Origin of the sequence: Streptomyces sp. LaBMicrA B280 (genome assembly GCF_049222185.1) — a bacterium.
Taxonomy (GTDB): domain Bacteria; phylum Actinomycetota; class Actinomycetes; order Streptomycetales; family Streptomycetaceae; genus Streptomyces; species Streptomyces murinus.
In genome coordinates, this window is the sequence record NZ_JBMJCT010000052.1 from 326,235 (window position 1) to 350,374 (window position 24,140).

Here is a 24,140-nt window from a genome sequence, read left to right on the forward strand (position 1 = left end):
GTACCGCCGCCAGGACCCTGCCCACGCCCCGCTCCGCGCTCCCCCGAGGTGATGACATGCCGCCCACCCGCTCCCACATCCGCACGACCACCGAGGCGTACCTGGCCCGCCACCCGCATGAACGGAACGCCCTGGCCCCTCTGTCGGCCCTCCTCGACGGTCCCACCGATCCGACGAACCGCGCGACGCTGCCCGGCCACATCACATGCGGCGCGGTCGTCATCGACCGTGCTCGACGCGTGCTGCACATCGGCCACAAGGCGTCGAGGAAGCTCCTCGTGCCGGGGGGTCATGTCGAGGACGACAGGACCCTGTTGGCCGCCGCGCTGCGCGAGGTGTGCGAGGAGACCGGCCTGCGGCCCGGGGATCTGTGCCTCACCCCGCGGTTCCTCGGTGCGCCGGTCGACATCGACGTCCATGGCGTCGACGCCGTCCCGGCGAAGGGTGAACCCGCGCACCTGCACTTCGACTTCCGCTTCGTCTTCTATCTCACGGCCGACACGGCACCACCGCTCGCGTTGCAGTACGAGGAAGTCAGCGGCGCGAAGTGGCTGCCCCTCGCCGAGGTCAGTTCACCGACGCTGCGCGCCAAACTCCTGGACGCCGAAGCGCGGGGCCTGGACGGGCGGCCCGAGCCGGTCAACGCCTCCGCCCTGGTCCACGACGGCCGCGGTCGCTACCTGCTCCATCTGCGGGACCGACGGGAGGGCATCTGGGAGCCGTGGACCCTCGCCCTGCTGGGTGGCGGCCGGGAGCCCGACGACGCCGACCTGGAAGCGACCCTGCGCCGCGAACTCGCGGAAGAGACACCCGGGCTGGAACTCACCGAGCTGACGGCGTACGCGGTGGAGCCCTCGATCAGTGTCGACGGTCTCCTCGTGCCGACCCAGATCTTCGCAGGCCGCTGGAGCGGCCACCCCGACTCCGTGGACCTACAAGAAGGCGTCCTCCTGCAGTGGTTCACCGTCGACACGCTCGACCGGCTGCGGCTGAGCCCCGGCCTGGACGACATGATCCGCCGACACGCGGCCGACCATTCCGCGCTCGACCGTCCGCAGGAGCCCGACCCTCACCCGCGTGTCGGCGCACCGGCGGGGACCGAACTCCACATCGTCGGCGTCCACCTCTACCTCCAGGACGAGCACGGCCGCATCCTCCTCGGACTGCGTCACCCCGACGCGACCTTCGCGGCCGACACCTGGCACTTCCTGGCCGGTCACTGCGAGCGCGAGGCCGCGGTCAACTGCCTGGTCCGAGAGGCCAAGGAGGAGGCCGGGCTCCTCATCGACCCGGCGGGCGTCGAACTCGTCCATGTGGTCCACCTCCTCGACCCGCCCACGGCCCGCCCGCGAATCCAGCTTGTCTTCCGCGCCCGAGCCTGGTCCGGCAGCCCCGAGGTCCTGGAGCCCGATCGGTGCGCGGAATGGCGGTGGTGGCGGCCCGAAGCCCTCCCGCAACAGCTGGTCCCCTACGCCCGCACCGCTGTCGAGGGCATCCTCGCCGGTCACGCCTACTCCGAACTGGGCTGGACATGACCACGGACTCCGGCTCCGGGACAGGAGACGCATGATGAACCACGACCTGGAGTCCGCCGCCGAATCCCGTGCCCCCGATGGGCTCGGGCGGGCGGTGGTCCGTGCGGCGACGCCCGCCGATGCCGAAGGTGTCATCCGGATGCGCTCCGCATACGTCCTGTCCACGCCCTTGAGCGAGGAGTGGATTCGGCGGTGCGCCGTCCAGCTGGCCCACCGGCTGGCACCGGGCGGAGACGCCCGGGCCTTCGTCATCGACGACGCCGACGGCTCGCCGGTCTCCTGTGCCCTGGGACTGATCCAGCCCGTGCTCCCGGCACCGGCGTATCCCCGGGGTCTGGCCGCCCGCGTGCACATGATCGCCACCCGCCCGGATCTCCGCCGACGCGGCTGTGCCAGGGCCGTCGTCGGCGCCCTGCTCGATCAACTCCGGGACGAGCACGTCACCTTGTTCGAACTGCACGCCAGCGAGCAGGCGGCTCCGCTCTACCGTGCATTCGGGTTCGCGGCCAGTCCCGCGCTGATGCGGATGACGCGATTCGGCGAGCCGACGACCAGTACGGACACCGACAAGGACGACAGACCACTGCAACTGCACTCCGTCTATTCCCCCGCACATCCATGGCAGTTGGTGGGCGGCACGATGGACGCGGGTGAGCGCCCGTGGGAGACGGCCGTGCGGGAGTGCCTGGAGGAGACCGGTCTGACGGTGTCCGGGCCACCGCGGCTGCTGGCGACGGTGCACGGACTGCCCGGCGCCGAGTGGCCGTACAGCACCGTCGGCACTGTCTTCGACGGCGGCCGGCTCTCCCCTGCGCAGATCAGCTCCGTCGCCCTGGACCCGTACGAGCACGACGAGTTGCGCGTCCTGCCCCTGCCCCGATGGCGGGCGCTGATGCCGCCCCGCGACTTCGCGTGCCTCAGTGCCGTGGCCGAGGCTCGGCGAACCGGGCGGGCCGCCTACTTCGACGCCTGGGACTGGGGCCCGGCGGAGTGATCGGAGCACCGCGGCGATGCCGAGGACGGCGAGGTCCGGTCGGCGCCCTGGTGGGCCCCGGTGTCCTCGCGCGTCCCGGCGCGGCGGCGCGGTCAGCTCCGGTCAGGTCGCCGTCGCCGCCCACGCCTGGCCGGCTGAGGTCAGAGCCGGGTCTTGTCCGCGAACACCCATCTGTTTCCCTCCAGCGCGTCGTTCGGCTCGGGGAGGGGCCCGCGGCCGTGCCGGTGGGTGAATTCGAAGGGGGTGTGGACCGAGGCGGACCAGCCCTTCGCCGTCAGACGGCCCGCGGAGTCGGGGCGGGGCCCCTTGTCGAAGAGGTGGAGCAGGTCGATGCCGATCTGTTCGCGCGTCGCCGTGTAGATCGCGCTGTCGCGGTACTGGAGCAGGTCCTTCTCCAACTTGGCCTCGTAGGCCAGGGCGCTGCCCTCGGTGCTCAGCCGGTCCACCTTGTCGATGAGGGAGGTCTCGGCGGGGCCCGGCAGGTAGAAGAGCAGTCCCTCGGCCAGCCAGACGCTCGGTACGGCCGGGTCGAAGCCGGCGGTGGACAGCGCGGTGACCCAGTCGTCGCGCAGATCGACCGGCACGGGAACGCGCTTCACCCTCGGCGTGGCCGACAGGTCCGTGAGCACCTGGTGCTTGAACGCCAGCACGCCCGCCCGGTCGATCTCGAAGACCACGCAGTCGGACGGCCAGTCCAGCCGGAAGGCGCGGGTGTCCAACCCCGCGCCCAGCAGCACCACTTGGCGGGCGCTCGTACGGACCGAGCGGAGGAGGAAGTCGTCGAGGACCCTGGTGCGCAGGCCGAAGTAGCGGGCGAACCGCCCCCACAGCGGATTGTCGTCGCCGTCCGGGACCTGCTCGATCCGCACCGGCCAGTCCGCGCACGCCGGGGCGGCGCGCACGAAGGGTTCCGCGTAGCCGTCATGGGCCAGGCTGTCGTGGCGGTGGGTCTCGATCGCCCGTGCCGCGGCGACCAGGAGGGCGGTCAGGCCCACTCCCCCGTCCACGCCTTCCACGTCCGGGTGCTGCGGAGCCGTACCGACCATGTTTCCTCCGTTGGCGGAAGTGGGAACTGCGGGGGGCCTGCTTGCCGGATGCGGTGGTGCCGCACTGCCGTACGCCTCGCTCATCGGGTTCTTCCCTCCGGGAGCAGGACGGGTTTGACCACGCGGCCCGCTTCGCAGTCGCGTTCGGCCCTGTTGATGTCGGACAGGGGGTAGGTGCGGATCAGTTGGTCGAAGGGGAAGCGTCCGGCCTGCCACAGCCCGGTCAGCCGGGGTATCAGCAGTCCCGGTACGGCGTCCCCTTCGCAGATGTGGCGGACGGCGCGGCCCCGGTCCAGCGTGCCGGGTTCGAGTGGCAGCGCGGTGTGGAGGCGTGCCACCAGGCCGAGGGTGCCGGTGGGGCGCAGTGCGCGCAGGGCGTCGTTGATGAGCGGGGGCGAGGCCGTGGTGTCCAGCGTGTACCGCGCGCCGCCGTCGGTCAGCCGCCGGATCCGCTCGGGCAGTCCGGCCGCTTGGGCGGGCAGCGGGATCGCGCCGAACCGTTCGGCCAGGGCCAGCCGTCGGGGATGGCGGTCGACGGCCACGGTCAGCGCGCCCCCGGCGGTGGCCGCCATCACCGCGGCCAGGCCCACCGCTCCGGCGCCGAAGACCGCGAGGGTGTCGCCGGGGCCTGCGCCGAAGGTGTTGAGCACGGCTCCGGCGCCGGTGAGGAAGCCGCAGCCGAGCGGTCCGAGCAGTTCGAGGGGCAGTGCGGGGTCCACCCGTACGGCGTTGCGGGCGGGGACGAGCGCGTACCGGGCGAACGAGGACTGGCCGAACCACCGGGGGGCCAGCGCGCCCCCGGCCGCGTCGGTGAGCCGCGGCAGGTCCTCCTTGCGCCCTCCGAAGAGGTTGAGGGAGGCGAAGGAGTCGCAGTAAGCGGGGGCCGCGGCACGGCAGTTGCGGCAGTGCCCGCAGGAGTCGAAGCTCAGTACGACATGATCACCGACGCCGATCGCGATGTCCGGGCCGCCGCCCGTCCGCACCACGACCCCGGACCCTTCATGGCCGAGCACCGCGGGCAGCGGGCTGCGGCCGGCCGATCGCCGTACCGCGAGATCCGTACGGCACATTCCGCAGCCCGCGATCTCGACCAGGATCTCGTCGTCGGCGGGTTCCGTGCGCAGGTTCACCTCCTCAAGGGTGAACGGGCCCTCGTACGAGCGCAGTACGGCCGCCTGGAACCGCATCGTCATTCCTCCCGCGGGCGGTGGACGACGAACGGGCGGAGGTTGCCGTAGAGCCCCCACGGTCCGCCCGCGACGCCGACGCCGCTGTTCTTGATGCCCGCGAAGGGCTGGGCGAGGGACAGTTCGGCATGGTGGTTGATCCAGGCGGTGCCGCATTCGAGCCGGTCGGCCACCGCCTCGGCCCGGTCGAGATCGGTGCCCCATACGGAGCCGCCCAGTCCGTAGCCGGTGCCGTTGGCCGCGTCGACGGCTTCGTCGAGGCTCCGGTACGGCAGCACCGGCAGGACCGGTCCGAACTGTTCCTCGGTCACCACCGGGCCCTCGGGCGGGACATCGGTGAGGATGGTGGGTGCGAAGAAGTAGCCCGGTCCGTCCAGTCGGTGACCGCCGGCCGCGGCCCGGGCGCCGTCCGCCAGGGCCTGTTCGGTGACCTGTTCGACCCGGGCCAGCTGGGGGGCGTTGTTGACCGGGCCCAGCCGGGTGGCCGGGTCGAGGCCGGGCCCGACGGCGACGGACTTCGCGCGCTGGGCGAGGGCTTCGACGACCTCGGCGTGCAGCCGGGCCGGGGCGTAGACGCGTTTGACCGCCATGCAGACCTGCCCGCAGTTGCGGAACGCGGCCCAGAACAGCCGGTCCGCGATGCGGTCCACGTCGATGTCGTCCAGCAGCACCGCGGCGTCGTTGCCACCCAGTTCCAGGGTGACGCGGGTGAGCGAGGCCCCGGCCGCCCGGGCGACGGCCCGCCCGGTGGGCACCGAGCCGGTGAAGGTGACATGGCGGATGCGCGGGTGGGAGGTGAGGCGGGCGCCGAGGGGTTCTTCGCCGGTGACGACGGTCAGTACGTCCTCGGGGAGCGCGGTGGCGAGGACGGAGCCGAGCAGCCGGGTGGCGAGGGGCGTGAACGGTGACGGTTTGAGGACCACGGTGTTGCCCGCCGCGAGCGCGGGCGCGAACTTGGCCGCCGCGAGCTGGAGCGGAAAGTTCCACGGCACGATCGCGGCGACGGGACCGAGGGGCCGCCAGCGGACCTCGCTGTGCACGGGCCGGCCGTCGCTGACGCGTCGGGTTCTGGGGGCCAGGTCGGCGAAGTAGCGCAGGCGAGCCGCCGTACGGGCGATCTCCGCGTACGACTCGGTCAGGGGCTTGCCCTGTTCCCGGGTGAGCAGCCGGGCGAGTGCGTCACCGGCCGCCTCCACGGCGTCGGCCGCCCCGCGCAGGGCGGTGGTGCGGGCGGCGGGGTCGGCGCGCCAGTCGTGCCAGGCCCGATGGGACCGGTCGACCACGGCGTCCAACTCGTCCGGCTGCTGGTCGGGGGCCTCGTCGAAGGTCTCCCCGGTCGCCGGGTCCACGACGGCGAGGCGCGCGCCCCGGTGTCCGGGGACGCGGTCGGGTTCGGTTGTCGGCATGCCGGCGGTCAGTTGACGGCGGGGACGCCGAGCGCGTGCTCCTGGGCCTGGCGGTCCATCTCGGCCCGGAAGGCGGCCACCAGATGCGGCTGGATCCGTCCGGCATTGCGGTCGCCGCCCTCGCAGACCGCTCCGCGCACGCCCACGATGTCCGTGCCGATACGGGTCAGCGGGCCGAGGTCGGCCTGTGTGACGCTGCCCGCGAGGGCGGCGAGCCGACCGGATGCATGGGCCAGCCGGACGAACTCGGCGCAGACGTCCGGGGGAACATGGTCGAACAGCCGTGTCCCGTCCTTGATCGCGGTGTCGAGCATGGCCGCGTCGGCGCCGGAGCGGGCGGCGATGTCGGGTACGGCGAGCGGGTTGACGCAGCCGACGCGGTGCGCGTCCGCGTAGCCGGACGCGACGACGAGCGCGTCGGGGCGGTGGTCCTTCACCGCCCGTACGACCGCGCGCATGACCTCGATGCCCTGCTGGGGAGTCGTGCATCCGTAGAGGCCGACCTTGATGTACGTGGCGCCGGAGACGACCGCGCCGAGCGCCGCCTGGGCGACCGTGCCGGGCTTGTACGGTACGTCCCCCACGGTGGCGGACACCGGTTTGTCGGCCGGTACGGCGTCGCGGATCTCCCTGATGACCCAGGGGAAGTTGGCGCCGAGCGAGCCCTCGTCGGGCTTCTTGACGTCGACGATGTCGAGGTGTTCCGCCGCCTTCGCACAGTCGAGGGCCTCCTCGACGCTGTCCGGGGAGATGAGAAGCAACACCATGAGCTCCTTCCGCCGCAGGCCCGCCCGGCCGAGGGTCAGGGGGTGCGGATCACCTGGTTCATGTGCGGTGCGCTCATCATTTCCGCCGTCCGTGGGCGCCGGTAGAGCGTGCGGGGTTCCTGCGGGGCGCGCGTGGCTATGCGCAGTGCGCCGCGTGGACCGGCGTGAACCGGCCCTGTTCCGCAGCCGCGGGGCGGCCTCCTCGGCCGCGATGCGGGTCGTCATGAACCACGCGTAACCGTCATGAACCGCGTGTAACAGTCACAGACTCCGCGTAGCCGTCACGCGCCGAAGCCGCCCTGTCCGCCGCGCCCGCTCCGGGCGCGATTCCTTCCGCGTCATGCGAATTGTCTGCGAATGAATATCCGCGTTACAACGGATGGTATGACGCAGAGCAGCGAGGTCCGTGACGGTGCCCGCGTTCCCCGCCGCTTCCGGGAGGCCGAGGAGCGCGGCCGCAGGATCGCCCGCGCGCTCTTCCTCCTCACCGACATCGGCGACGAGGTCGACGAGGCCCTTATGGAGCGGATCGGTGACGCCCTCCTTGAGCGGGACGAGCTGGGCGCCGCCCTCGCCGCGGCGACGCTGCTGCCTGCCGGGGATCCGGACCGGGTCACGCACGCGCAGATCGGCCGGGCTCTGCGCGCGGCGGAGGCGCCCCGCGAGCTGCCGCCCGCGCTGCGGGAGTTCCTCGGGCAGGCGAGGACCGTGCCCGCGTGGGTGGACTGGGACCGGGTCGAGCGCGGAGCGGCGGCGTACCGTTTCCTCGGCCGCAACAGCGGCGACGTGCTCACCCTTCTCTCCCTCATCGGCGGCTACCGCTTCGGCGGGCCGGCCGATCTGCTCGTACTGACCGGCGGGTTGGCGAACGGGATGACGCTGCGGCGCCTGGGCGAGACGACCAAGTGGTCCCATGCCGTCACCCGGGCCGGGGGCCTGCGCCCCGGTGCGGAGGGCTGGCGCCTCACGGTCCATGTGCGCGCCATGCACGCCCTGCTCAACGCCCGGTTCGAACCCCGCTGGGACACCGAGCGCTGGGGCCACCCGATCAACCAGGCCGATCAGGCGGCCACCCTCGGGCTCTTCGACAGCACCGTGATCATCGGCTGCCTCGGCCTCGGAGTGCGGCTGACCCGCGCGCAGCGCGACGACCTCATGCATCTGTGGCGGTACGTCGGCTGGCTGATGGGTGTCTCGCCGGAGTGGCTGACCGATGTCGAGCGCGTCCGGCACCGCTGGAACTACCACATCCTGCTGGCCGCCGGTGGGCAGACCCAGGCCGGACGGGATCTGGCCCGGCTGACCCTGGACGCGCAGGCCGAACGCGCCTTCGGGCACCGTAGTGCCGTCGTCGAGCGGCTCCACCAGCGCTACGAGCGGGCCCGGCAGGCGAGCATCCTCAGCGCGTTCATGGGCAAGGACGGCATGCGCGATCTGGGGCTGCGGCGCCGGTTCCCCTGGGCCCTGCTGCTCGCGCTGGCGGGCAACACCCTCCGGTACCGGGTCCTCGGGGCCCTGCCCGGAGGCCGGGAACGGCTTGAGGTGCGTGGGGCACGGGTGCAGGACCGGCAGCTGGCCTCGATGTTCCAGGACGGCCGGCCTGCCGACGTGGCCCGCTTGCCGGGGGCCGGGCGGGAGGCCGACGCCTGAGGGCCGGGCGCGGCCGGTGCCGGTTGTGGCGCCGTCGCCCGACGTCGCGTACTCCGCCTCAACTCGACGGCGTGGCCGGGGAGCGCATGCCGAGCCATTGCTCGGCGTCCCATGCCTCGAACCGCTCCACCTCGGTGAATCCCAGTTTGGCCGCGAGACGCATCGAGCCGACGTTGGCGCTCTGGGTGGTGAGTACCACCGGCTCGCCGGGAAGCGCGTCTTCGAACCAGCCGAGTGCCGCGGTGCACGCCTCGAAGGCGTACCCGAGTCCCCACGCCCGCGGCAGGAACAGATAGCCGAGGTCGGCCTTTCCGGCGGCGGCCGGGCGGCTGTGCCCCGTCGCCCGCCTGAGCAGGATCTGGCCGATCATCGATCCGTCGAGTTCGACGACGAGGCTTCCGGGCCATCGCTCGGGCGTCTCGGGCATCTCGCGCTCCAGCTCGGCACGCGGGCGGGGGCCACCGAGGTAGGTGTGCGCCTCTGCTGAGGCGAGCAGTTCGATGAACGCCGTACGGTCCCGGCTCTCGGACTCACGGAGCACGAGCCTCTCGGTTTTGATCGGCTCAGGTGGCCACGCTATGTCTCCCAGGCTTTCCATGTGCGCACGCTAACAGGTGATCGAACCGACCGAACGGAAACGCTCGGCGCTGCCTTGATCCAGACACTGGACGTCGGCGAGCTGAGACGTGCGGGGGCCGTTGGGCGTAGGTCTTGCGCCTCAGGCGCGCTTCGCGCCCGCTGGCTAGGGTCGGTGCTCATGGAGACCACGGGAATCGTTCGCCGCCGGGCGGCGGAGCGTGTACGCGACACCCTGCACCGGCTCGCCACCGAGCGGGATGTATGGGTGTCGACGGCTCACCCCGATCACGGGCCGCACCAAGTGCCGCTGTGGTTCTCATGGGATGGGCAAGCGGTGTGGATGTGCACCGGCGCCACCTCCGTGACCGCGCGGAACGTCCGGGACGAGCCGCGGGTGCGCCTGTCGCTACCGGACACCTTCGACGTGGTGCTCCTCCAGGGCGAGGCGGAGTGCTTCCCCGACCAGGAAGTGGCCGAAAGCGCGGCGAGGGCGTTCGCCGACAAGTTCGGGTGGGATCCCCGCACCGAAGAAGGCTCGTTCGTGTACCTACGCGTGGTCCCGAGGACCGTGCGCGCTTGGCGCGGCGAGCCGGAACTGCGCGGGAGGGTCGTCATGCGCGACGGGATGTGGCTGGAATAGCGCCCGCTCCCCGTCGGTGCGGGTCCTGAGAGGATCGCGGTATGCCGGACTCATCCTTGCGGATCAACGCACTCATCGTCGACGCCCTCGACCCGGAGCGGCTTGCCGCGTTCTGGTCCGAAGTGCTCGGCAGGCCGATCGTGGGCCGTACGGGACCCTACGTATGGCTGCGGCGTGAGAACGACCTGGGGCTGGGTTTCCAGCAGACCTCCGGACCCAAGGCCGGCAAGAACCGCATGCACTTCGACGTCAGTTCGGCCGATCCCGCCGCCGAGCGGCAACGAATCGAGAGGCTCGGCGGACGCAGGCTGGAGCGGTACGCCGAGGGCGGGTTCCTGGTGATGGCGGATCCTGAGGGCAATGAATTCTGCGTCATCCCCGAGGGCCCCTTCGAACTCGACGACGAGGGACACGCGGACTACCTCGACTGACCGCCGACTTCGCCGCCCAGCCGTGTCCTGGACGCACTCGCGCGAGCCACTCACCGGGTCCCGCAGCGGTCCCGAATCTCCGCGGAACAGATCGAGCGCCCACCCTGCCACGCCGCACCAGGGCACGACAGCTCTCTGCGGCAGCGCCCGGCGCCCCCGACGGGGCCACCCCTTCGAGGGACAAAGCGCCTATCCATCTGTTTTCGGGGCATCGCTGGCACTGACCGATTCAGCACCCGAAAGAGAGATCCCCGTGTCTGCTCGCTCCCTCACCGCGGCCCTCGGCGCTGCCTGTGGTTCCCTTGTCCTGCTGCTGGCCGCGCCGGGTTCGGCCGCGGCGGCGACCGGCCAGTTCCGCTACTCGTACACGACCGCCGAGGGATACGAAGCCGTCGGCTTCCTGAACAACCCCGCCAGCGGCGAGTGCATCGATCTGCATGGCCCCGGTTCCGAGCCCGGATCGGCCGCCCGGGCGCCCAAGAACCGCACGGACGCCACCGCCACCGTCTTCCTCGGCCCCGACTGCGAGGGCGACGTCTACTACACCCTGCGCCCCGGCGCGGGCGCCGGTGACCGACTCCTCGTGCGGTCCGTCGTCTTCTCCTGACACCGGCTCCCCGCCAACTCCCGGCCGCGGGCCCCGTGTTCGTGAGGCACCGCGCGAACGACGTTTCGCCGTGGCCCACGAACACGGGGACCCTGATCCCTGATCTCCGCGGGCAACCGGGTCGATCGCGCGGTCGTCCTCAACGACGAGCCATCTCAAGGAGGTCATGCGGTGGTCACGCACGCCGACGTCGTCAAGCCGCTGCCGGAGCTGCTCGGGGAGCACGCTCGTCGTCTCGGGGACAAGGTCTGTTTCCAGGACCGGTTCAGGCGTCTGACCTACCGGCAGCTGGAAGAGCGGACCGCGCGGCTGGCCGGTCACCTGGCCGGGCTCGGCGTGGCGCGCGGTGACCGGGTGGCCGTACTGCTCGGCAACCGCGTCGAGGCGGTCGAGAGCCTGCTCGCCGTCACCCGGGCGAGCGGCGTGGGTGTGCCGCTGGACCCGGGCAGCTCACAGGAGGAGCTGGCCCGCTTGCTGGACGACAGCGGAGCGTCGGTGCTCATCACCGACGACGCCTGTCCGGCGCGGCGGCACGCGCTGTCGTCCCGCCCCGGGCTGACCGTGGTCGTGGCCGAGGGCGGCGGCGAGGACGGACGCGGGAGCGCGGCCTCGCGCGCGGACGGGGACCGCGCCGCCGCCGACCGTGCGCTGTCGTACGAGGACTTGGCGGGTACGGAGCCCCGGACGTCCGCCCGAGACGATCTCACGCTGGACGAAGTGGCCTGGCTGCTCTACACCTCGGGCTCCTCCGGCGCGCCCAAGGGTGTTCTGTCCACGCAGCGCAACCGCCTCTCACCGGTCGCGACGGGCCTCGTCGGTGTCCTGGGCCTGTCCGAACGGGACCGTGTGCTCTGGCCGTTGCCCCTCCACCACGCGATGAGCCAGATCGTGTGCTTCCTCGGGGTGACCGCGGTGGGGGCGAGCGCGGTGCTGCTGCCCCGGTTCTCGGTGGCGGGTGTGCTCGGTGAACTGCGCGGCGAGGGCGCCTCGTTCACCTTGCTCGGCGGGGTCCCGACCACGTACTCCGCGCTGCTCGACGCGGTCCGGGGTGAGAAGGACGGCGGCGGTCTCGGCGCCCCCGCGCTGCGGGGCTGCGTCAGTGGTGGTGCCGCGGCCGGGCCCGGGTTCCGTGAGTCCTTCGAGGCGGTCTGCCGTGCCCCCTATCTGGAGCACTACGGCAGCACGGAGGCGGGCCCGGTCACCATGGCGGGGCCGGGCGAGGCTTCGGCGGACGGGGCCTGCGGCCGGGTGCTGCCCGGGACCCGGGTCCGGGTCGGCGGCGGTGCCGACGGGCGGGACACGGGCGAGGGCGAGCTGTGGGTCAACGGGCCCGGGATCATGGCCGGTTACCACGGGCGGCCGGAGGCGACCGCGGCGGTGCTGCGCGACGGCTGGTTCCGCACCGGCGATCTGGCCAGGCTCGATGCCTCCGGTGAACTGGTGATCACCGGCCGGGCGAGTGATCTGATCATCCGGGGCGGGGTGAACATCCATCCCTCGGAGGTGGAGGCGGTGTTACGACGGCTTCCGGGGGTGGCGGACGCCGCCGTGGCCGGGCGTCCGCACCCGGTCTTCGGCGAGGTGCCGGTCGGCTATCTGGTCGCCGGGCCCGGTGGCGAGGCGCTGGACAGGGGGCGCGTCCTCGCCGCGTGCCGTGCGCGACTGTCCGCTGCCAAGGTGCCGGTCGAGCTGTTCGAGGTGGCGGACATTCCCCGCACCGTCTCCGGGAAGATCCTGCGCCGGGACCTCGCCGGTCTGCCCGCGCGGGCCTTGGGTACAGCGGCCGCCGAGGAGTCCGTGCGGCAACAGACCCGCGAGCCCGCCGATCCGCGCCGGTCGGCGTCACAGGACCTGCTGGCCCTGGTGCGCGGCGAGGTGGCGGCCGTGCTCGGGTGTACGCCTGAGGCCGTGGAGCCGAGCACCGCGCTGCGGGACCTGGGGATGGACTCCCTGACGGCGACGGTGCTGCGGGAGCGGCTGTCGGCGGTGACCGGGCTGCCGCTCTCCGCGGCTGTCGCCTTCGACTTCCCGACGGCCCTCGCGCTCGCCGCCCACCTCGGGGAGCACACCGCCGCCGCCGTGCCCGCCGGTGCCGGGCTCGGGCGCCGGGAGGCGGTCCGGTCGGACGACGATCCCGTGGTGATCGTGGGGATGGCGTGCCGCTGTCCCGGGGAGGTGGCCTCTCCGGAGGACCTGTGGCGGCTGGTCGCCGACGGGCGGGACGCCATCGGTCCCTTCCCCACCGACCGGGGCTGGGACACCCGGGCGCTGTACGACCCGGATCCCGGACGGCCCGGCCGGACGTACGTGCGCGAGGGCGGTTTCCTCTCCGGCGTGGACCGCTTCGACCCGGGTTTCTTCGGCATCTCCCCGCGCGAGGCGCTGGCCATGGACCCGCAGCACCGGCTGCTGCTCGAAGTGGCGTGGGAGGCCTTCGAGTACGCCGGTGTCGTCCCCGCCGCCCTGCGCGGCTCGGCGACCGGGGTGTACGTCGGGCTGATGTACAGCGACTACGCCCGCCGGCTGACCAGGACGCCCGAGCATGTCGAGGGGTATCTCGGCCTCGGCAACGCCGGAAGCGTCGCCTCGGGTCGTATCGCGTACACCTTCGGCCTCCAAGGCCCGGCCCTCACGGTGGACACGGCGTGTTCCTCGTCCCTGGTGGCCCTGCATCTGGCGGCCCAGGCGCTGCGCCGGGGTGAGTGCGCCTTCGCGCTGGCCGGGGGTGCCACGGTGATGTCGGGGCCCTCGTCGTTCGTGGAGTTCAGCCGCCAGCGGGCGCTGGCACCGGACGGCCGCTGCAAGGCGTTCGGCGCGTCCGCCGACGGTACGGGGTGGGCCGAGGGCGCCGGGATGCTGCTGCTGAGCCGGTTGTCGCAGGCGCGTCGCGCGGGGCTTCCGGTGCTGGCCGTGGTGCGCGGCTCGGCGGTGAACCAGGACGGCGCGAGCAACGGGCTGACCGCGCCGCACGGACCGGCGCAGCAGCGGGTGATCCGGCAGGCGCTCGCGGACGCGGGGCTGGCCCCCGGGGACATCGACGCGGTGGAGGCGCACGGCACCGGCACCCGGCTGGGGGACGTCATCGAGGCGGAGGCGTTCTTCGCGACGTACGGGCGCGAAGCGCGGCGGCGTCCCCTTCTGCTGGGCTCGGTGAAGTCGAACATCGGTCACACCCAGGCCGCCGCCGGAGTGGCCGGTGTGATCAAGATGGTGCAGGCGATCCGGCACGGCGTGCTGCCGCGCACGCTGCACGCCGACGAGCCGACCCCGCGCGTCGACTGGTCTTCGGAGCGGATCGCGCTGCTGACCCGGGCGGTGGAGTGGCCCGCGACGGATCGCGTGCGCCGGGTGGGGGTGTCGTCCTTCGGCATCAGCGGCACCAACGCCCATGTGGTGCTCGAAGAGCCTCCGGTGGGTACGACACCGACCCGGCCGGAGCCTACGAGGCCTGCCGCACAGCCCGCGGTGGCCTTTCCGGTGTCGGCCAGGACCGGGTCGGCGCTGCGCGCCCAGGCGCGACGGCTGTACGACCATGTGGTCGCCGCCCCCGACGCGTCCCTGGCGGACCTCGGGTACGCGCTCGCCACCACGCGGTCGGCCTTCGCGCACCGGGCCGTGGTGGTGGCCCGGTGCCGTTCCGAACTGCTTTGCTCCTTGCGGGCGTTGGCGGAGGACGACGATCGGCCCGGAGCGCACAGGGGCACGGCCCGCGACCGGAGCCGGCTCGCCCTGCTGTTCACCGGCCAGGGCAGCCAACACGTCGGCATGGGCCGGGAGTTGTACGAGTCGCGCGATCTGCACCCCGCCTTCGCCCGCTCGTTGGACGAGTGCTGTGCCCTGCTCGACCCGCTGCTGCCGGCACCCCTGCGGGACGTCATGTTCGGCGCGCCCGGTGCGGCGGCGGACGAGCTGCTGTGGACGACCCGGTTCGCGCAACCGGCGCTCTTCGCCCTGGAGACGGCCCTGTTCCGGCAGTTCGCGGCCTGGGGTGTGCGCCCCGCTCTGGTGGCCGGACACTCGGTGGGTGAGGTGACGGCGGCCCATGTCGCCGGAGTGTTGTCCCTCGCGGACGCGTGCACGCTGGTGGCGGCCCGCGGCAGGCTGATGGACGCGCTGCCCGGGGGCGGCGGGATGGCGGCGGTGGCCGCGGGCGCGGACGAGGTGGCCGCGCACCTCGCCGAGACCGGGTGTGCGGCGGAGATCGCCGCGGTCAACGGGCCCGCCTCGGTGGTGGTGTCCGGCGCCGAGGACGCGGTGCGGGAGATTGCCGAGCACTTCCGGGCGCAGGGCCGTTCGGTGACTGCGCTGCGGGTCAGCCATGCGTTCCACTCCGCTCGGATGGAGCCCGTCCTGGCCGACTTCGCGGACGTCGTACGTCAACTGTCCTTCGCCACCCCGCGGTTGACGCTGCTCACCGCCGTCGCGGACCGGGCGGCCACCGACGAGGAGCTGTGCGCACCGGAGTTCTGGGTGGACCATGTCCGCCGCCCGGTCCGCTTCGCCGATTCCGTGGCGTATCTGGCTGCGCAAGGGGCGACGCATTACGTCGAGTTGGGGCCGGGCGGGGTGCTCACCGGTCTGGTGCGGGACTGCCTCACCCCGGCCGGAACGTCCCCGGCCGACCCGACGGCGGGCTCTGGTGAGCGGAGCCCGGAACCACCGCTGGTCCTGCCGACTCTGCGCACATCACGGCCGGAAGCCGACGCCCTGCTCGACACGCTGGCCGCGCTGCACGCGCACGGCGTGCCCGTCGACTGGCCGGCCGTCTTCGCCGGGCGCGGCGGACGGCACGTCGCACTGCCCACGTACGCGTTCCAGCGTCGCCGGTACTGGCTGGAGGCCGCTCCCACCGGGCAACCGCCCGTGTCCCCGGCGGGCGAGGCCACTCACCCCCTCCTGCGGTCGTACACCCGCACCGCCGACGACGACGGGCTGCTGCTGTGCGCGGTGCTCTCGGTGCGCGACCAGCCGTGGCTCGCCGATCATGTGGTGGCAGGGGAGATCCTGCTGCCGGCGACCGCGTTCGTCGACATGGCCCTGCACGCCGGTGAGTTGGCGGGCACGGCCGTGCTGGACGAGCTGGCCCTGACCGCGCCGCTGCCGTTGCCGTCGGACGGCGCGGTCGCCGTGCAGGTGAAGGTGGCGGGGCCGGACGACGCGGGGCGACGTGCCGTGTCCTTCCACTCCCGGCCGCACGCCACGGCGGGTGACGAACAGGCTTGGGTCCGGAACGCCGTCGGGACGCTCTCCCCGACGCTGCCGCCCCCAGCGGCCGGGACCGAGAGCGCGCCCTGGCCACCAAAGGGGGTGGTGCCCATGCGGGCCGACGGTCCGGGCACCGGCTCGTACGACCGGCTGGCCGCCGGTGGGCTGCGCTACGGCCCCGCCTTCCAGGGCATGCGTGCCGCCTGGCGGCGCGGGGAGGAGTTGTACGCCGAGGTCGAGTTGCCGGAAGCGGCCCGGCCGCCGCGAGCGGAGGTGCGCGGCCCGGAGTTCGTCCTGCACCCCGCGCTGCTCGACGCGGCGCTGCACGTCCGGGCCTTGGCCGGCCTCCTCCCGGAGGCCCCCGGGGCGGACGCTCCGGCAGCCGTCGGACTGTCCCTGCCGTTCGCCTTCGGTGGCGTGCGCGTGCAGGCCACCGGTGCACGGCGTCTGCGGGTCCGGGTGGCGCCGGGGCCCGAGGGGCAGACCCAGGTGGAGCTGACCGATGAGGCGAACTCATCGGTGGCGACGATCCGTTCGCTGACGCTCCGGCCCCTGCCGCGTGCCGACTCGGCGACGGCGGACGTGCTCATGGGCGCTCTCCACCGCACGGACTGGGCGCCGCTCGCCGAACCGCCCGCACCGGTGGCCATGCCCCGCTGGGGCGTGCTGGGTACGGCGGGTACGCGGCTGGTGGACGCCCTCGCGCCGTCGGGTTCCGGCATCCCCGTGTACCCGGGCCCGGCGGCGTGCGACGCGTCCTCGGACATCGTCGTGGCGCCGTGCCCACCGCCCGGCACGAACGGCGACGCGCGGGATCAGGCAGCCGAGGTGCTGCGGACGGCGGACCGCGCGCTGAAGCTCGTACAGGAGTGGCTCGCGCAACCGCGTCTGTCCCGCTCCAGGCTTGTCCTCGTGACGTCCGGCGCCGTCCCGTCGGCCGACGACGGGGGCCCCATGGAGGCTGCCGCCGGTCGCGGGAGTGACGGCCGGTCCGGTGGGGCGGCGGCCGTACCGTCGCACACACCGGTGTGGGGGCTGATCCGCTCGGCGCTGCGCGAGAACCCGGGCCGCTTCGCCCTGATCGACGTGGACGAACACCCCGACTCCTGGGCCGTGTTGCCCGCTCTGCTGGCCGACCCGGTGCCCGAGGCGGCCGTACACCGGGGGACGGTGTACGTACCGAAGCTGGTGCGACTGGCCGAGGCGGCACCGAAGTCGCCGAAGCGAGGGCCGCTCGACCCGCGGGGCACCGTCCTGGTCACCGGCGGCACCGGATCCCTCGGCATGCTGGTGGCACGGCACTTGGTCGCCGCGCACGGCGTTCGTCATCTGCTGCTCGCCGGGCGGCGCGGCCCTCACGCCCCGGGGGCCCGGGAACTCGTCGCGGAGTTGAGCGGGGTGGGCGCCCAAGTGAGCGTGCGCGCCTGCGATGTGGCGGACCGTGCCGCGCTCGCCGCCCTGCTCGACACGGTACCGGCGGCCCACCCGCTGACCGGCGTCGTGCACACCGCGGGGGTGCTGGACGACGGGGTCGTCACGGCGCTCACCACCGATCGGCTGAGGCGGGTGCTGCGCCCCAAGGTGGACGCCGCCTTCGCACTGCACGACCTGACCCGCGACCGCGACCTGGCCCTGTTCGCGCTGTTCTCCTCGGTGGCGGGCACCTTCGGCTCCGCCGGGCAGGCCAACTACGCCGCCGCCAACTGCGTGTTGGACGCCCTGGCACGCCATCGCGTCCGGCTCGGACTGCCCGGTACGTCGATCGCCTGGGGCCCCTGGCGGCAGGACGACGGCATGATGGCGCACCTGGACGACGCGGACCGGCGGCGGATGACCCGTGCCGGTTTCGTCCCGCTCGGACCGGCGGAGGGCCTGGCCCTGTTCGACGCCGCCGTGGCCGGTGCCGAACCCGTGGTGGTGGCGGCCCGTCTCGCTCCGGCCGCCCTCCGTGGCGCCGACCCCGCGGCGAACCGAATCCGAACCCGCGCCGCCGACCAACGCACGGGCGGGGGCCGACTCGGCGCGGCCCTGGCCGCCGCCTCCCCCGGTGAGCAGGCCGGGGTGCTGCTCACCGAGGTCCGGACCCTGGCGGCCCGCGTCCTGGGCCACGCGGACGGGGCGGGCGAGATCGACGCGGACGCCCTGCTGGCGGATCTGGGGCTGGACTCCCTGGCCGCGGTCGAGCTGCGCAACGAACTGGCGGCGAGCACGGGGCTGGCGCCGCCGACCACGCTGCTGTTCGACTTCCCGACACCGCGCGCGCTCGCCACCGAGCTGGCGCGGCGGTATGCCGCCGAGGCGCCTTCGGCGGGCGTCACATCCGATGGTCCGGCAGGGCCCGAGACCGTCGGCACTCCCGGTTCCTCACGTCAAGTGGGCGGCATTCAGGGTGAGTTCGGTGCCTCCGGGCCGCAGGCCGCCGACGTGCCGAACGCCGATGAGGCTCCGGATTCCCTGGGCGCCCTCTTCCGTACCGCGTGCGCCCGGGGACGGACCTGGGACGGCATGGTGCTGCTCACCGTCGCCGCGCGCCTGCGCCCGGTGTTCGACAAGACGGGTGCGCCCGAGGCGACGCGTGCACCCGTCCCGCTCACGGCGGGCGGCACGGGGGTCCGGCTGGTCTGCTCCCCCGCGCTCAGCGCGGTGTCCGGGCCGAAGGAGTACGCGCGTCTCGGTGCCGCTCTGCGCGGGCTACGGCCGGTCTCCGCCGTACGGCACCCCGGGTTCGAGCCCCGAGAGGCGCTGCCCGCCACACTGGACGCCCTGGTCACCGCCCAGACCATGGCCGTGCGCGCCGCCGCGGCCGACGGCCCCCCGGTGCTGCTGGGGCGGTCGGCCGGTGGCTGGGTGGCCCACACCGTGGCCGAACGCCTGGAGTCCGAGGGTGCCGGCCCGGCCGCCGTGGTCCTGCTGGACACCTATCCCCCGGGGCACGGCGACCGGGATCAGGCGCTCTCCGCGATGACGTCGGACATGCTGCGCCGGGCGGCGGCCTTCGCCTCCGCCAGCCCCGACCGGCTCACCGCGATGGCCGGATACTTCGAGCTCTTCGACGGCTGGAAGCCCGCGCCGCTCGCCTGTCCCACCCTGTACGTACGGGCCCAGGACCCCCTGCCCGGCGCCGAGCCCGCCCCGGCCTGGAGCCTGCCGCACGCCGAAGTCACCGTGCCCGGCGACCACTTCACCATGCTGGAGGAGCATGCTCGTACCACCGCGCTCGCCGTCCATCGGTGGCTGGGGGACGGGCCGGGCTGAGGAGGTACACGGAGAGGGGCCGGAAGCAGACGCCCCGCTCACCCCACCCGGACGACATACTTCCCGACGCCTGCGCCCTTCGCCATCAGGTCGTGCGCGGCCGGTACTTCCGCGAGCCCGGGGATCTCGGTGACCGGCAGGCCGAGGCGGCCGTCGGCGAGCAGTCCCAGTACCCGGCGGATCGCCCGCGCGACCTTCGCCGGGGCGCCCGCAGCCAGGCCCTTGTGGCTGAAGCCGGTGAGGGTGAGGTTCCCGGCGAGCAGCCGGCCCACCGGTGGGAGGGCGTCGATGGTGCCGCCGCCCGCGTTGCCGAAGAGCACGATCCGCCCGCCGGGCGCGGCGACATCGAGGCCGAGCCCCAGGGCCTCGGTGTCCAACGGGTCGAGGGCCAGGTCGACGCCCCGGCCGTCCGTGGCGTCGAGAACCGCCTCGCGCAGCGCCTCACCCCGAGGGGAAGACGGCGTCGTAACCGGCCTTCAACGCCTCCTCCGCCTTCTCGGGACGGCCCACCGCGCCGATCAGCCGACCGCCGCCCAGCGCGGGTACCTAACCGGGCGATCGCGCCGCCGACCCCGCCGGAGGCCGAGTGCACCAGCGCGGTGTCCCCCGCGGTGAAGCGGCCCGCGTCGGTGAGCGGCAGCATGGCCGTGGTGAGCCCCAGGGGCACGGCGCCGGCCTGCCGCAGGCCGACTCCGGGCGGGACCGGGACCGTGTGGGCGGCCTCGGCGACGACCGCCTCTGCCCCCCGGCCCGCGGGGGCGGCCACCACCCGGTCACCCACCGCCGGCCCGGTGACCCCCTCGCCGACCGCGCGTACCGTGCCCGCCACCTCCTTGCCGGGCCGGTACGGCCCTGCCGGGACACCGCTCGGCGGAGGCCCGACAGCCGGTCCGGGACGCGGTTCGCCCCCGCGATGTGGGCGCCGTCACGCTCGCGGGATGTCACGTCCGAGGCCGCCGCACCGGTCCTTTCCATCGGAAGCGAGAGAAGGGACCGTGAGGATGAAGACCGTCATCGTGTGCGCCTCCGTGTCGCACGGCAACACGCGGCGCATTGCCGACAGCATGGCCGAGGTGCTGGGCGCGAACGTCGTCTCCCCCGAGCAGGCCGACCCCGCGGAGCTGGCCGACGCCGACCTCGTGGGCTTCGGCTCGGGCGTCTTCTACAGCAGGCTCCACCCCCGCCTGACCGACTTCGCCAAGGCGCTTCCCACCGGGCGGGGCCGGGCGTTCGTGTTCGCCACCAGCGGGCTCCCCGAGATCCCGCTGATGTCGTTCACCCGCCCCCTGGTCCGGCTCCTCGAAGGCAAGGGCTTCGAGACGGACGGGAGCTTCTCCTGCCGGGCGTTCGACACATGGACGCCCTTCAAGCTCATCGGCGGTATCAACAAGCGGCGGCCGAACGCCGGGGACCTGGCCGCCGCGCGGGCGTTCGCCGGGCGACTGCGGGACAGGTGAGAACACCTTTGACTGCCCGGTGACGGAGCGTCTACCTTCGCCCGATGGACATCCTGCGCTACGTGGCCTTCAGCAGCGACCCCCTGGGCGGGAACCCGGCCGGTGTGGTGCTGGACGCCGCCGGGCTCGACGAGGCGACGATGGCCGCCACGGCGGCCGAAGTCGGCTACTCGGAAACGGCGTTCGCTGTCGCCCGTCCCGACGGGTCGCTCGACATCCGGTACTTCAGCCCGCAGGCCGAGGTCCCGTTCTGCGGCCACGCCACCATCGCGACGGCCGTCGCCCACGCCTCCCGGCACGGCGTCGGCCACCTGCTGCTGCACACCAAGGCGGGGCCCGTCCCCGTGACCACCTCGACCGCCCCGGACGGTTCGGTGACGGCCACCCTGGTCAGCGTGGAGCCCCGTACGACGGACCTCTCCGACGCCGACCTCGCCGAACTCCTCACCGCCCTGCGCTGGTCCGCCGCCGACCTCGATCCGGCCCTGCCGCCGCAGGTCGCCTACGCCGGTGCCTGGCACCCGGTCATCGCCACCGCCGACCGGGCCCGCCTGTCCGACCTCGACTACGACATGCCCGCGCTCAACGCCCTGATGGGGCGCCGGGGTTGGACGACGATCGCCCTCGTGCACCGCGAGTCGGACACCGTCTTCCACGCCCGCAACCCCTTCCCGCCGGGCGGCGTCGTCGAGGACCCGGCCACCGGAGCGGCCGCCGCGGCCTTCGGCGGGTACCTCCGCGGCAACGGGCTCGTCGCGCCGCCCACGGTGCTGACCATCCACCAGGGCGTGGACATGGGCCGCCCGAGCCTCCTGACCGTGGCGATCCCCGCGGACCCGGCCGGCGGCATCGAGGTGACGGGCACGGCGGTCCCCCTCTCCTGAACGGCCCCACCGTCCGGCCACCGCGGCTGGGAACCGTCGGACTCGGTGGATCGCGCTCCTTCCCACCGCTCTCCTTCCCACCGAGGGGCGCGATGCGCCCGGCGGCGTCCTAAGCTGCTGATATGCGCATGCGTCCGATCGTCGGCCCCGTACCCGACACCGGTGTCCGTCCCGCGGGCGGCATGGACGAGATCGTCGGGCAACTGGCCGCCGGCGGGGTGGCGGTGCTGACCGGCGCCGGCATCTCCACCGAGTCCGGTATCCCCGACTACCGGGGCGTGACCGGGCGGCATCGGCGGCACTCCCCCATGACCTACCAGGACTTCGTCTCGGACGAGGAGAACCGGCGCCGCTACTGGGCCCGCGGCTACGTCGGGCGCCGGGCCATCGCCGAGGCGCGGCCCAATGCCGGGCACCACGCCGTGCAGGCGCTGCGCGCCGCCGGGTACGTCGATGCCGTGATCACGCAGAATGTGGACGGGCTGCACCAGGCGGCCGGGACGACGGACGCCGTCGCCCTGCACGGCAGTCTTGACCGGGTCGTATGCCTCGACTGCGAGACGATCGGACCGCGCGACGAACTCGACGCACGGCTGCTCGCCGCCAATGGGGAGTTCCTCGCGGCGCAGGACGCCGCCGGGCTCCGGGTCAACCCCGACGGCGACATCGAGCTGCCCGACGACCTCGTGCACACGTTCCGCGTCGTACCGTGCGCGCGGTGTGGCGGTGTGCTCAAGCCGTACGTCGTGTTCTTCGGTGAGAACGTGCCCAAGCCCCGCACCCAGCGCTGCCTCGATCTGGTCGACGCGGCCGACTCCCTGCTCGTCCTCGGTTCGTCCCTGGCCGTCCTGTCGGGCCTGCGCTTCGTGCGACGCGCCGCCAAGGACGGCAAGCCCGTCTCCATCATCAACCTCGGCCCGACCCGCGGCGACGCCCTCGCACACGCGCATGTGGCACTCCCACTCGGCCAAGCCCTCACCGACCTGAGCGGACGCCTGGACATCACGTGAGCCGTTGCGGAGGGTGGGGCGGGCTGCGATCGAGCGCCGGACGACTCCCCGTGTGCCCGGCCTCCGTTACGCCGTTCCGGTCAAGATCAGCGGCCTGCTCAGCGCGGTGGAGCGAGGCGCGGAGCGGGTTCTTTGTGAGGACGCCACACCGACTGCTGTGTCATGGGCCGGATAGGCGGCGGTGCTCGGGGTAGAAACGATGTCGGCTCCTACTGCCAAGGGAGCCGGAGCGGCCCCGGACATGGGTGGCTCCCGGTATGAACGAAGGATCGATCGATGGCCAGCGGCACCGTGAAATGGTTCAACTCCGAGAAGGGGTACGGCTTCATCGCCCAGGACGGCGGAGGAGCTGACGTCTTCGCGCACTATTCCGAGATCCAGGGTGGTGGGTTCCGTGAGCTCACCGAGGGCGAGAAGGTCACCTTCGACATCGGACAGGGCCAGAAGGGTCCCCAGGCCCAGAACATCGTCCGAAACTGACTGGCCGTACCCGTGACATTCCGGGGCGGCTGCCGTGCGGCAGCCGCCCCTCCCGGGTGACACGGCCGCTCATTCGGCCGCCGTGTCACCGGGGTCGCCGCGATCCGCCATGGCCAGGGCCTCGGCGGCGCGGCTCCGGTAGGCGCGGAAGCGGCGCAGGTACGACCGTGCCATGGGGCCCGGCGGGACGCCCCGGGCGAAGGCCCGCATATTGCGTTCGCCCGTGTTGTAGCCGAGGGCGAGCAGTTCGTCGCGGCTGTAGCGGCCCACGTGCCGCCGCGGAAGCCCGCGGTCGAGGTCCCTCAGGTGCAGCGCCGCCGCGTGGATGGCGAAGGCGGGATCGTCGCGCAGGTCTTGCCACCGCCCCGGCAGGTCGTGCGTCCGCCGTACCCGCTCGAACGTCGCGCGATGCATGTTGGCCACCCCGAAGGACGCCCCGGGCTTCCACCACTGCCACAGCCGCTCCAGCAGCGGATGGTGCGGCTTGTACGCCTCGTTGTGGAGCACCGTCATGACGAGCAGTGGGGACACTCCGGCCGCCCCGGAGCTGCGCACCACGGCTTCGGCGTAGTCGGCCGGGTCGTAGGCACCGGGCCGTATCGGCGGCACCTGTACCTCCTCGCGGGCCGCTGCCGAGGGCCCCTGCTCCGATTCGACCGTCGATTGCCGCGTCATCCGCGCCCACCCCTCCCGCCGTCTTCGCCTTCGGGTCACCGTCCCGCGGACAGCGCCTCCATCGGCCTGCGGTGCGCCTTCCCGCCCGGCCGTGCCGCAATCCAGGCGACGGAAGAGTTCTCCGGCACCCGAGAGCACGGTGGGGCAGACGCCGCGGGGGGGGGGTGCGGTGCCTGAATCCCTTCCCCCCCCCCCCCCCTTCCCCCCACCCCCCCCCCCCCCCCCCCCCCCCCCCCCCCCCCCCCCCCCCCCCCCCCCCCCCCCCCCCCCCCCCCCCCCCCCCCCCCCCCCCCCCCCCCCCCCCCCCCCCCCCCCCCCCCCCCCCCCCCCCC

18 protein-coding genes are annotated in these 24,140 nt (G+C 73.4%); 11 read left to right on the forward strand and 7 right to left on the reverse strand.

Annotated elements, in window-relative coordinates:
- The first annotated feature begins 56 nt into the window (after positions 1–56).
- Both ACLF5H_RS31415 and ACLF5H_RS31420 read left to right on the forward strand, forming a co-directional pair.
- Entirely contained in the window at positions 57–1,535 is a 1,479-nt protein-coding gene (locus ACLF5H_RS31415; RefSeq protein WP_421679421.1) for an NUDIX domain-containing protein, read from the forward strand.
- 34 nt (positions 1,536–1,569) lie between these two features.
- Complete coding sequence (locus ACLF5H_RS31420) at positions 1,570–2,529, forward strand: GNAT family N-acetyltransferase (RefSeq protein WP_421679422.1); 960 nt, start codon at positions 1,570–1,572, stop codon at positions 2,527–2,529.
- A gap of 140 nt (positions 2,530–2,669) precedes the next feature.
- Here the strand turns inward: ACLF5H_RS31420 and ACLF5H_RS31425 are convergent, their stop codons facing one another.
- The 4 genes from ACLF5H_RS31425 to ACLF5H_RS31440 form a co-directional block, all read right to left on the reverse strand.
- Positions 2,670–3,575, reverse strand: coding sequence for a class I SAM-dependent methyltransferase (locus ACLF5H_RS31425; RefSeq protein WP_421679391.1), 906 nt, complete (start codon positions 3,573–3,575; stop codon positions 2,670–2,672).
- Positions 3,576–3,655: 80 nt separating this feature from the next.
- Entirely contained in the window at positions 3,656–4,762 is a 1,107-nt protein-coding gene (locus tag ACLF5H_RS31430) for an NAD(P)-dependent alcohol dehydrogenase (RefSeq protein WP_421679392.1), read from the reverse strand.
- A 2-nt stretch (positions 4,763–4,764) separates the two neighbouring features.
- On the reverse strand, positions 4,765–6,168 hold the full coding sequence (locus ACLF5H_RS31435) for an aldehyde dehydrogenase family protein (RefSeq protein WP_421679393.1): 1,404 nt from the start codon (positions 6,166–6,168) through the stop codon (positions 4,765–4,767).
- A gap of 8 nt (positions 6,169–6,176) precedes the next feature.
- Positions 6,177–6,932 carry a (5-formylfuran-3-yl)methyl phosphate synthase gene (locus tag ACLF5H_RS31440; RefSeq protein WP_421679423.1) on the reverse strand — a complete coding sequence of 252 codons (756 nt, stop codon included), beginning with the start codon at positions 6,930–6,932 and terminating at the stop codon, positions 6,177–6,179.
- Positions 6,933–7,319: 387 nt separating this feature from the next.
- Here ACLF5H_RS31440 and ACLF5H_RS31445 point away from each other — a divergent pair, with 387 nt between their 5' ends.
- The gene (locus ACLF5H_RS31445; RefSeq protein ID WP_421679394.1) at positions 7,320–8,585 is read left to right on the forward strand and encodes an oxygenase MpaB family protein; all 1,266 of its coding nucleotides are present in this window, start codon (positions 7,320–7,322) and stop codon (positions 8,583–8,585) included.
- A gap of 58 nt (positions 8,586–8,643) precedes the next feature.
- Here the strand turns inward: ACLF5H_RS31445 and ACLF5H_RS31450 are convergent, their stop codons facing one another.
- Positions 8,644–9,183 carry a GNAT family N-acetyltransferase gene (locus ACLF5H_RS31450; protein WP_421679395.1) on the reverse strand — a complete coding sequence of 180 codons (540 nt, stop codon included), beginning with the start codon at positions 9,181–9,183 and terminating at the stop codon, positions 8,644–8,646.
- Between the two features lie 159 nt (positions 9,184–9,342).
- Here ACLF5H_RS31450 and ACLF5H_RS31455 point away from each other — a divergent pair, with 159 nt between their 5' ends.
- The 4 genes from ACLF5H_RS31455 to ACLF5H_RS31470 all read left to right on the forward strand — a co-directional run bounded on the left by ACLF5H_RS31455 (position 9,343) and on the right by ACLF5H_RS31470 (position 19,302).
- The gene (locus ACLF5H_RS31455; protein WP_421679396.1) at positions 9,343–9,804 is read left to right on the forward strand and encodes a pyridoxamine 5'-phosphate oxidase family protein; all 462 of its coding nucleotides are present in this window, start codon (positions 9,343–9,345) and stop codon (positions 9,802–9,804) included.
- A 41-nt stretch (positions 9,805–9,845) separates the two neighbouring features.
- A complete protein-coding gene (locus tag ACLF5H_RS31460) occupies positions 9,846–10,235 on the forward strand; it encodes a VOC family protein (protein WP_421679397.1) in 390 nt (129 codons plus the stop codon).
- Positions 10,236–10,488: 253 nt separating this feature from the next.
- Complete coding sequence (locus ACLF5H_RS31465) at positions 10,489–10,842, forward strand: hypothetical protein (RefSeq protein WP_421679398.1); 354 nt, start codon at positions 10,489–10,491, stop codon at positions 10,840–10,842.
- Between the two features lie 171 nt (positions 10,843–11,013).
- Positions 11,014–19,302, forward strand: a complete 8,289-nt coding sequence (locus tag ACLF5H_RS31470) for a type I polyketide synthase (RefSeq protein ID WP_421679399.1) — start codon at positions 11,014–11,016, stop codon at positions 19,300–19,302.
- A gap of 38 nt (positions 19,303–19,340) precedes the next feature.
- Here the strand turns inward: ACLF5H_RS31470 and ACLF5H_RS31475 are convergent, their stop codons facing one another.
- Positions 19,341–19,679, reverse strand: coding sequence for a zinc-binding dehydrogenase (locus ACLF5H_RS31475; RefSeq protein WP_421679400.1), 339 nt, complete (start codon positions 19,677–19,679; stop codon positions 19,341–19,343).
- Between the two features lie 624 nt (positions 19,680–20,303).
- Here ACLF5H_RS31475 and ACLF5H_RS31480 point away from each other — a divergent pair.
- The 4 genes from ACLF5H_RS31480 (at position 20,304) to ACLF5H_RS31495 (ending at position 23,133) form a co-directional block, all read left to right on the forward strand.
- Positions 20,304–20,759: a flavodoxin family protein gene (locus tag ACLF5H_RS31480; protein ID WP_421679401.1), complete on the forward strand. Its 456-nt coding sequence runs from the start codon at positions 20,304–20,306 to the stop codon at positions 20,757–20,759.
- A gap of 44 nt (positions 20,760–20,803) precedes the next feature.
- On the forward strand, positions 20,804–21,643 hold the full coding sequence (locus ACLF5H_RS31485) for a PhzF family phenazine biosynthesis protein (protein ID WP_421679402.1): 840 nt from the start codon (positions 20,804–20,806) through the stop codon (positions 21,641–21,643).
- Between the two features lie 122 nt (positions 21,644–21,765).
- The gene (locus tag ACLF5H_RS31490) at positions 21,766–22,653 is read left to right on the forward strand and encodes an NAD-dependent protein deacetylase (RefSeq protein WP_421679403.1); all 888 of its coding nucleotides are present in this window, start codon (positions 21,766–21,768) and stop codon (positions 22,651–22,653) included.
- Positions 22,654–22,929: 276 nt separating this feature from the next.
- Positions 22,930–23,133, forward strand: a complete 204-nt coding sequence (locus ACLF5H_RS31495) for a cold-shock protein (protein WP_421679404.1) — start codon at positions 22,930–22,932, stop codon at positions 23,131–23,133.
- 69 nt (positions 23,134–23,202) lie between these two features.
- Here ACLF5H_RS31495 and ACLF5H_RS31500 read toward each other — a convergent pair whose 3' ends face one another.
- Positions 23,203–23,808: a lytic transglycosylase domain-containing protein gene (locus ACLF5H_RS31500; protein ID WP_421679405.1), complete on the reverse strand. Its 606-nt coding sequence runs from the start codon at positions 23,806–23,808 to the stop codon at positions 23,203–23,205.
- Positions 23,809–24,140: the final 332 nt, after the last annotated feature.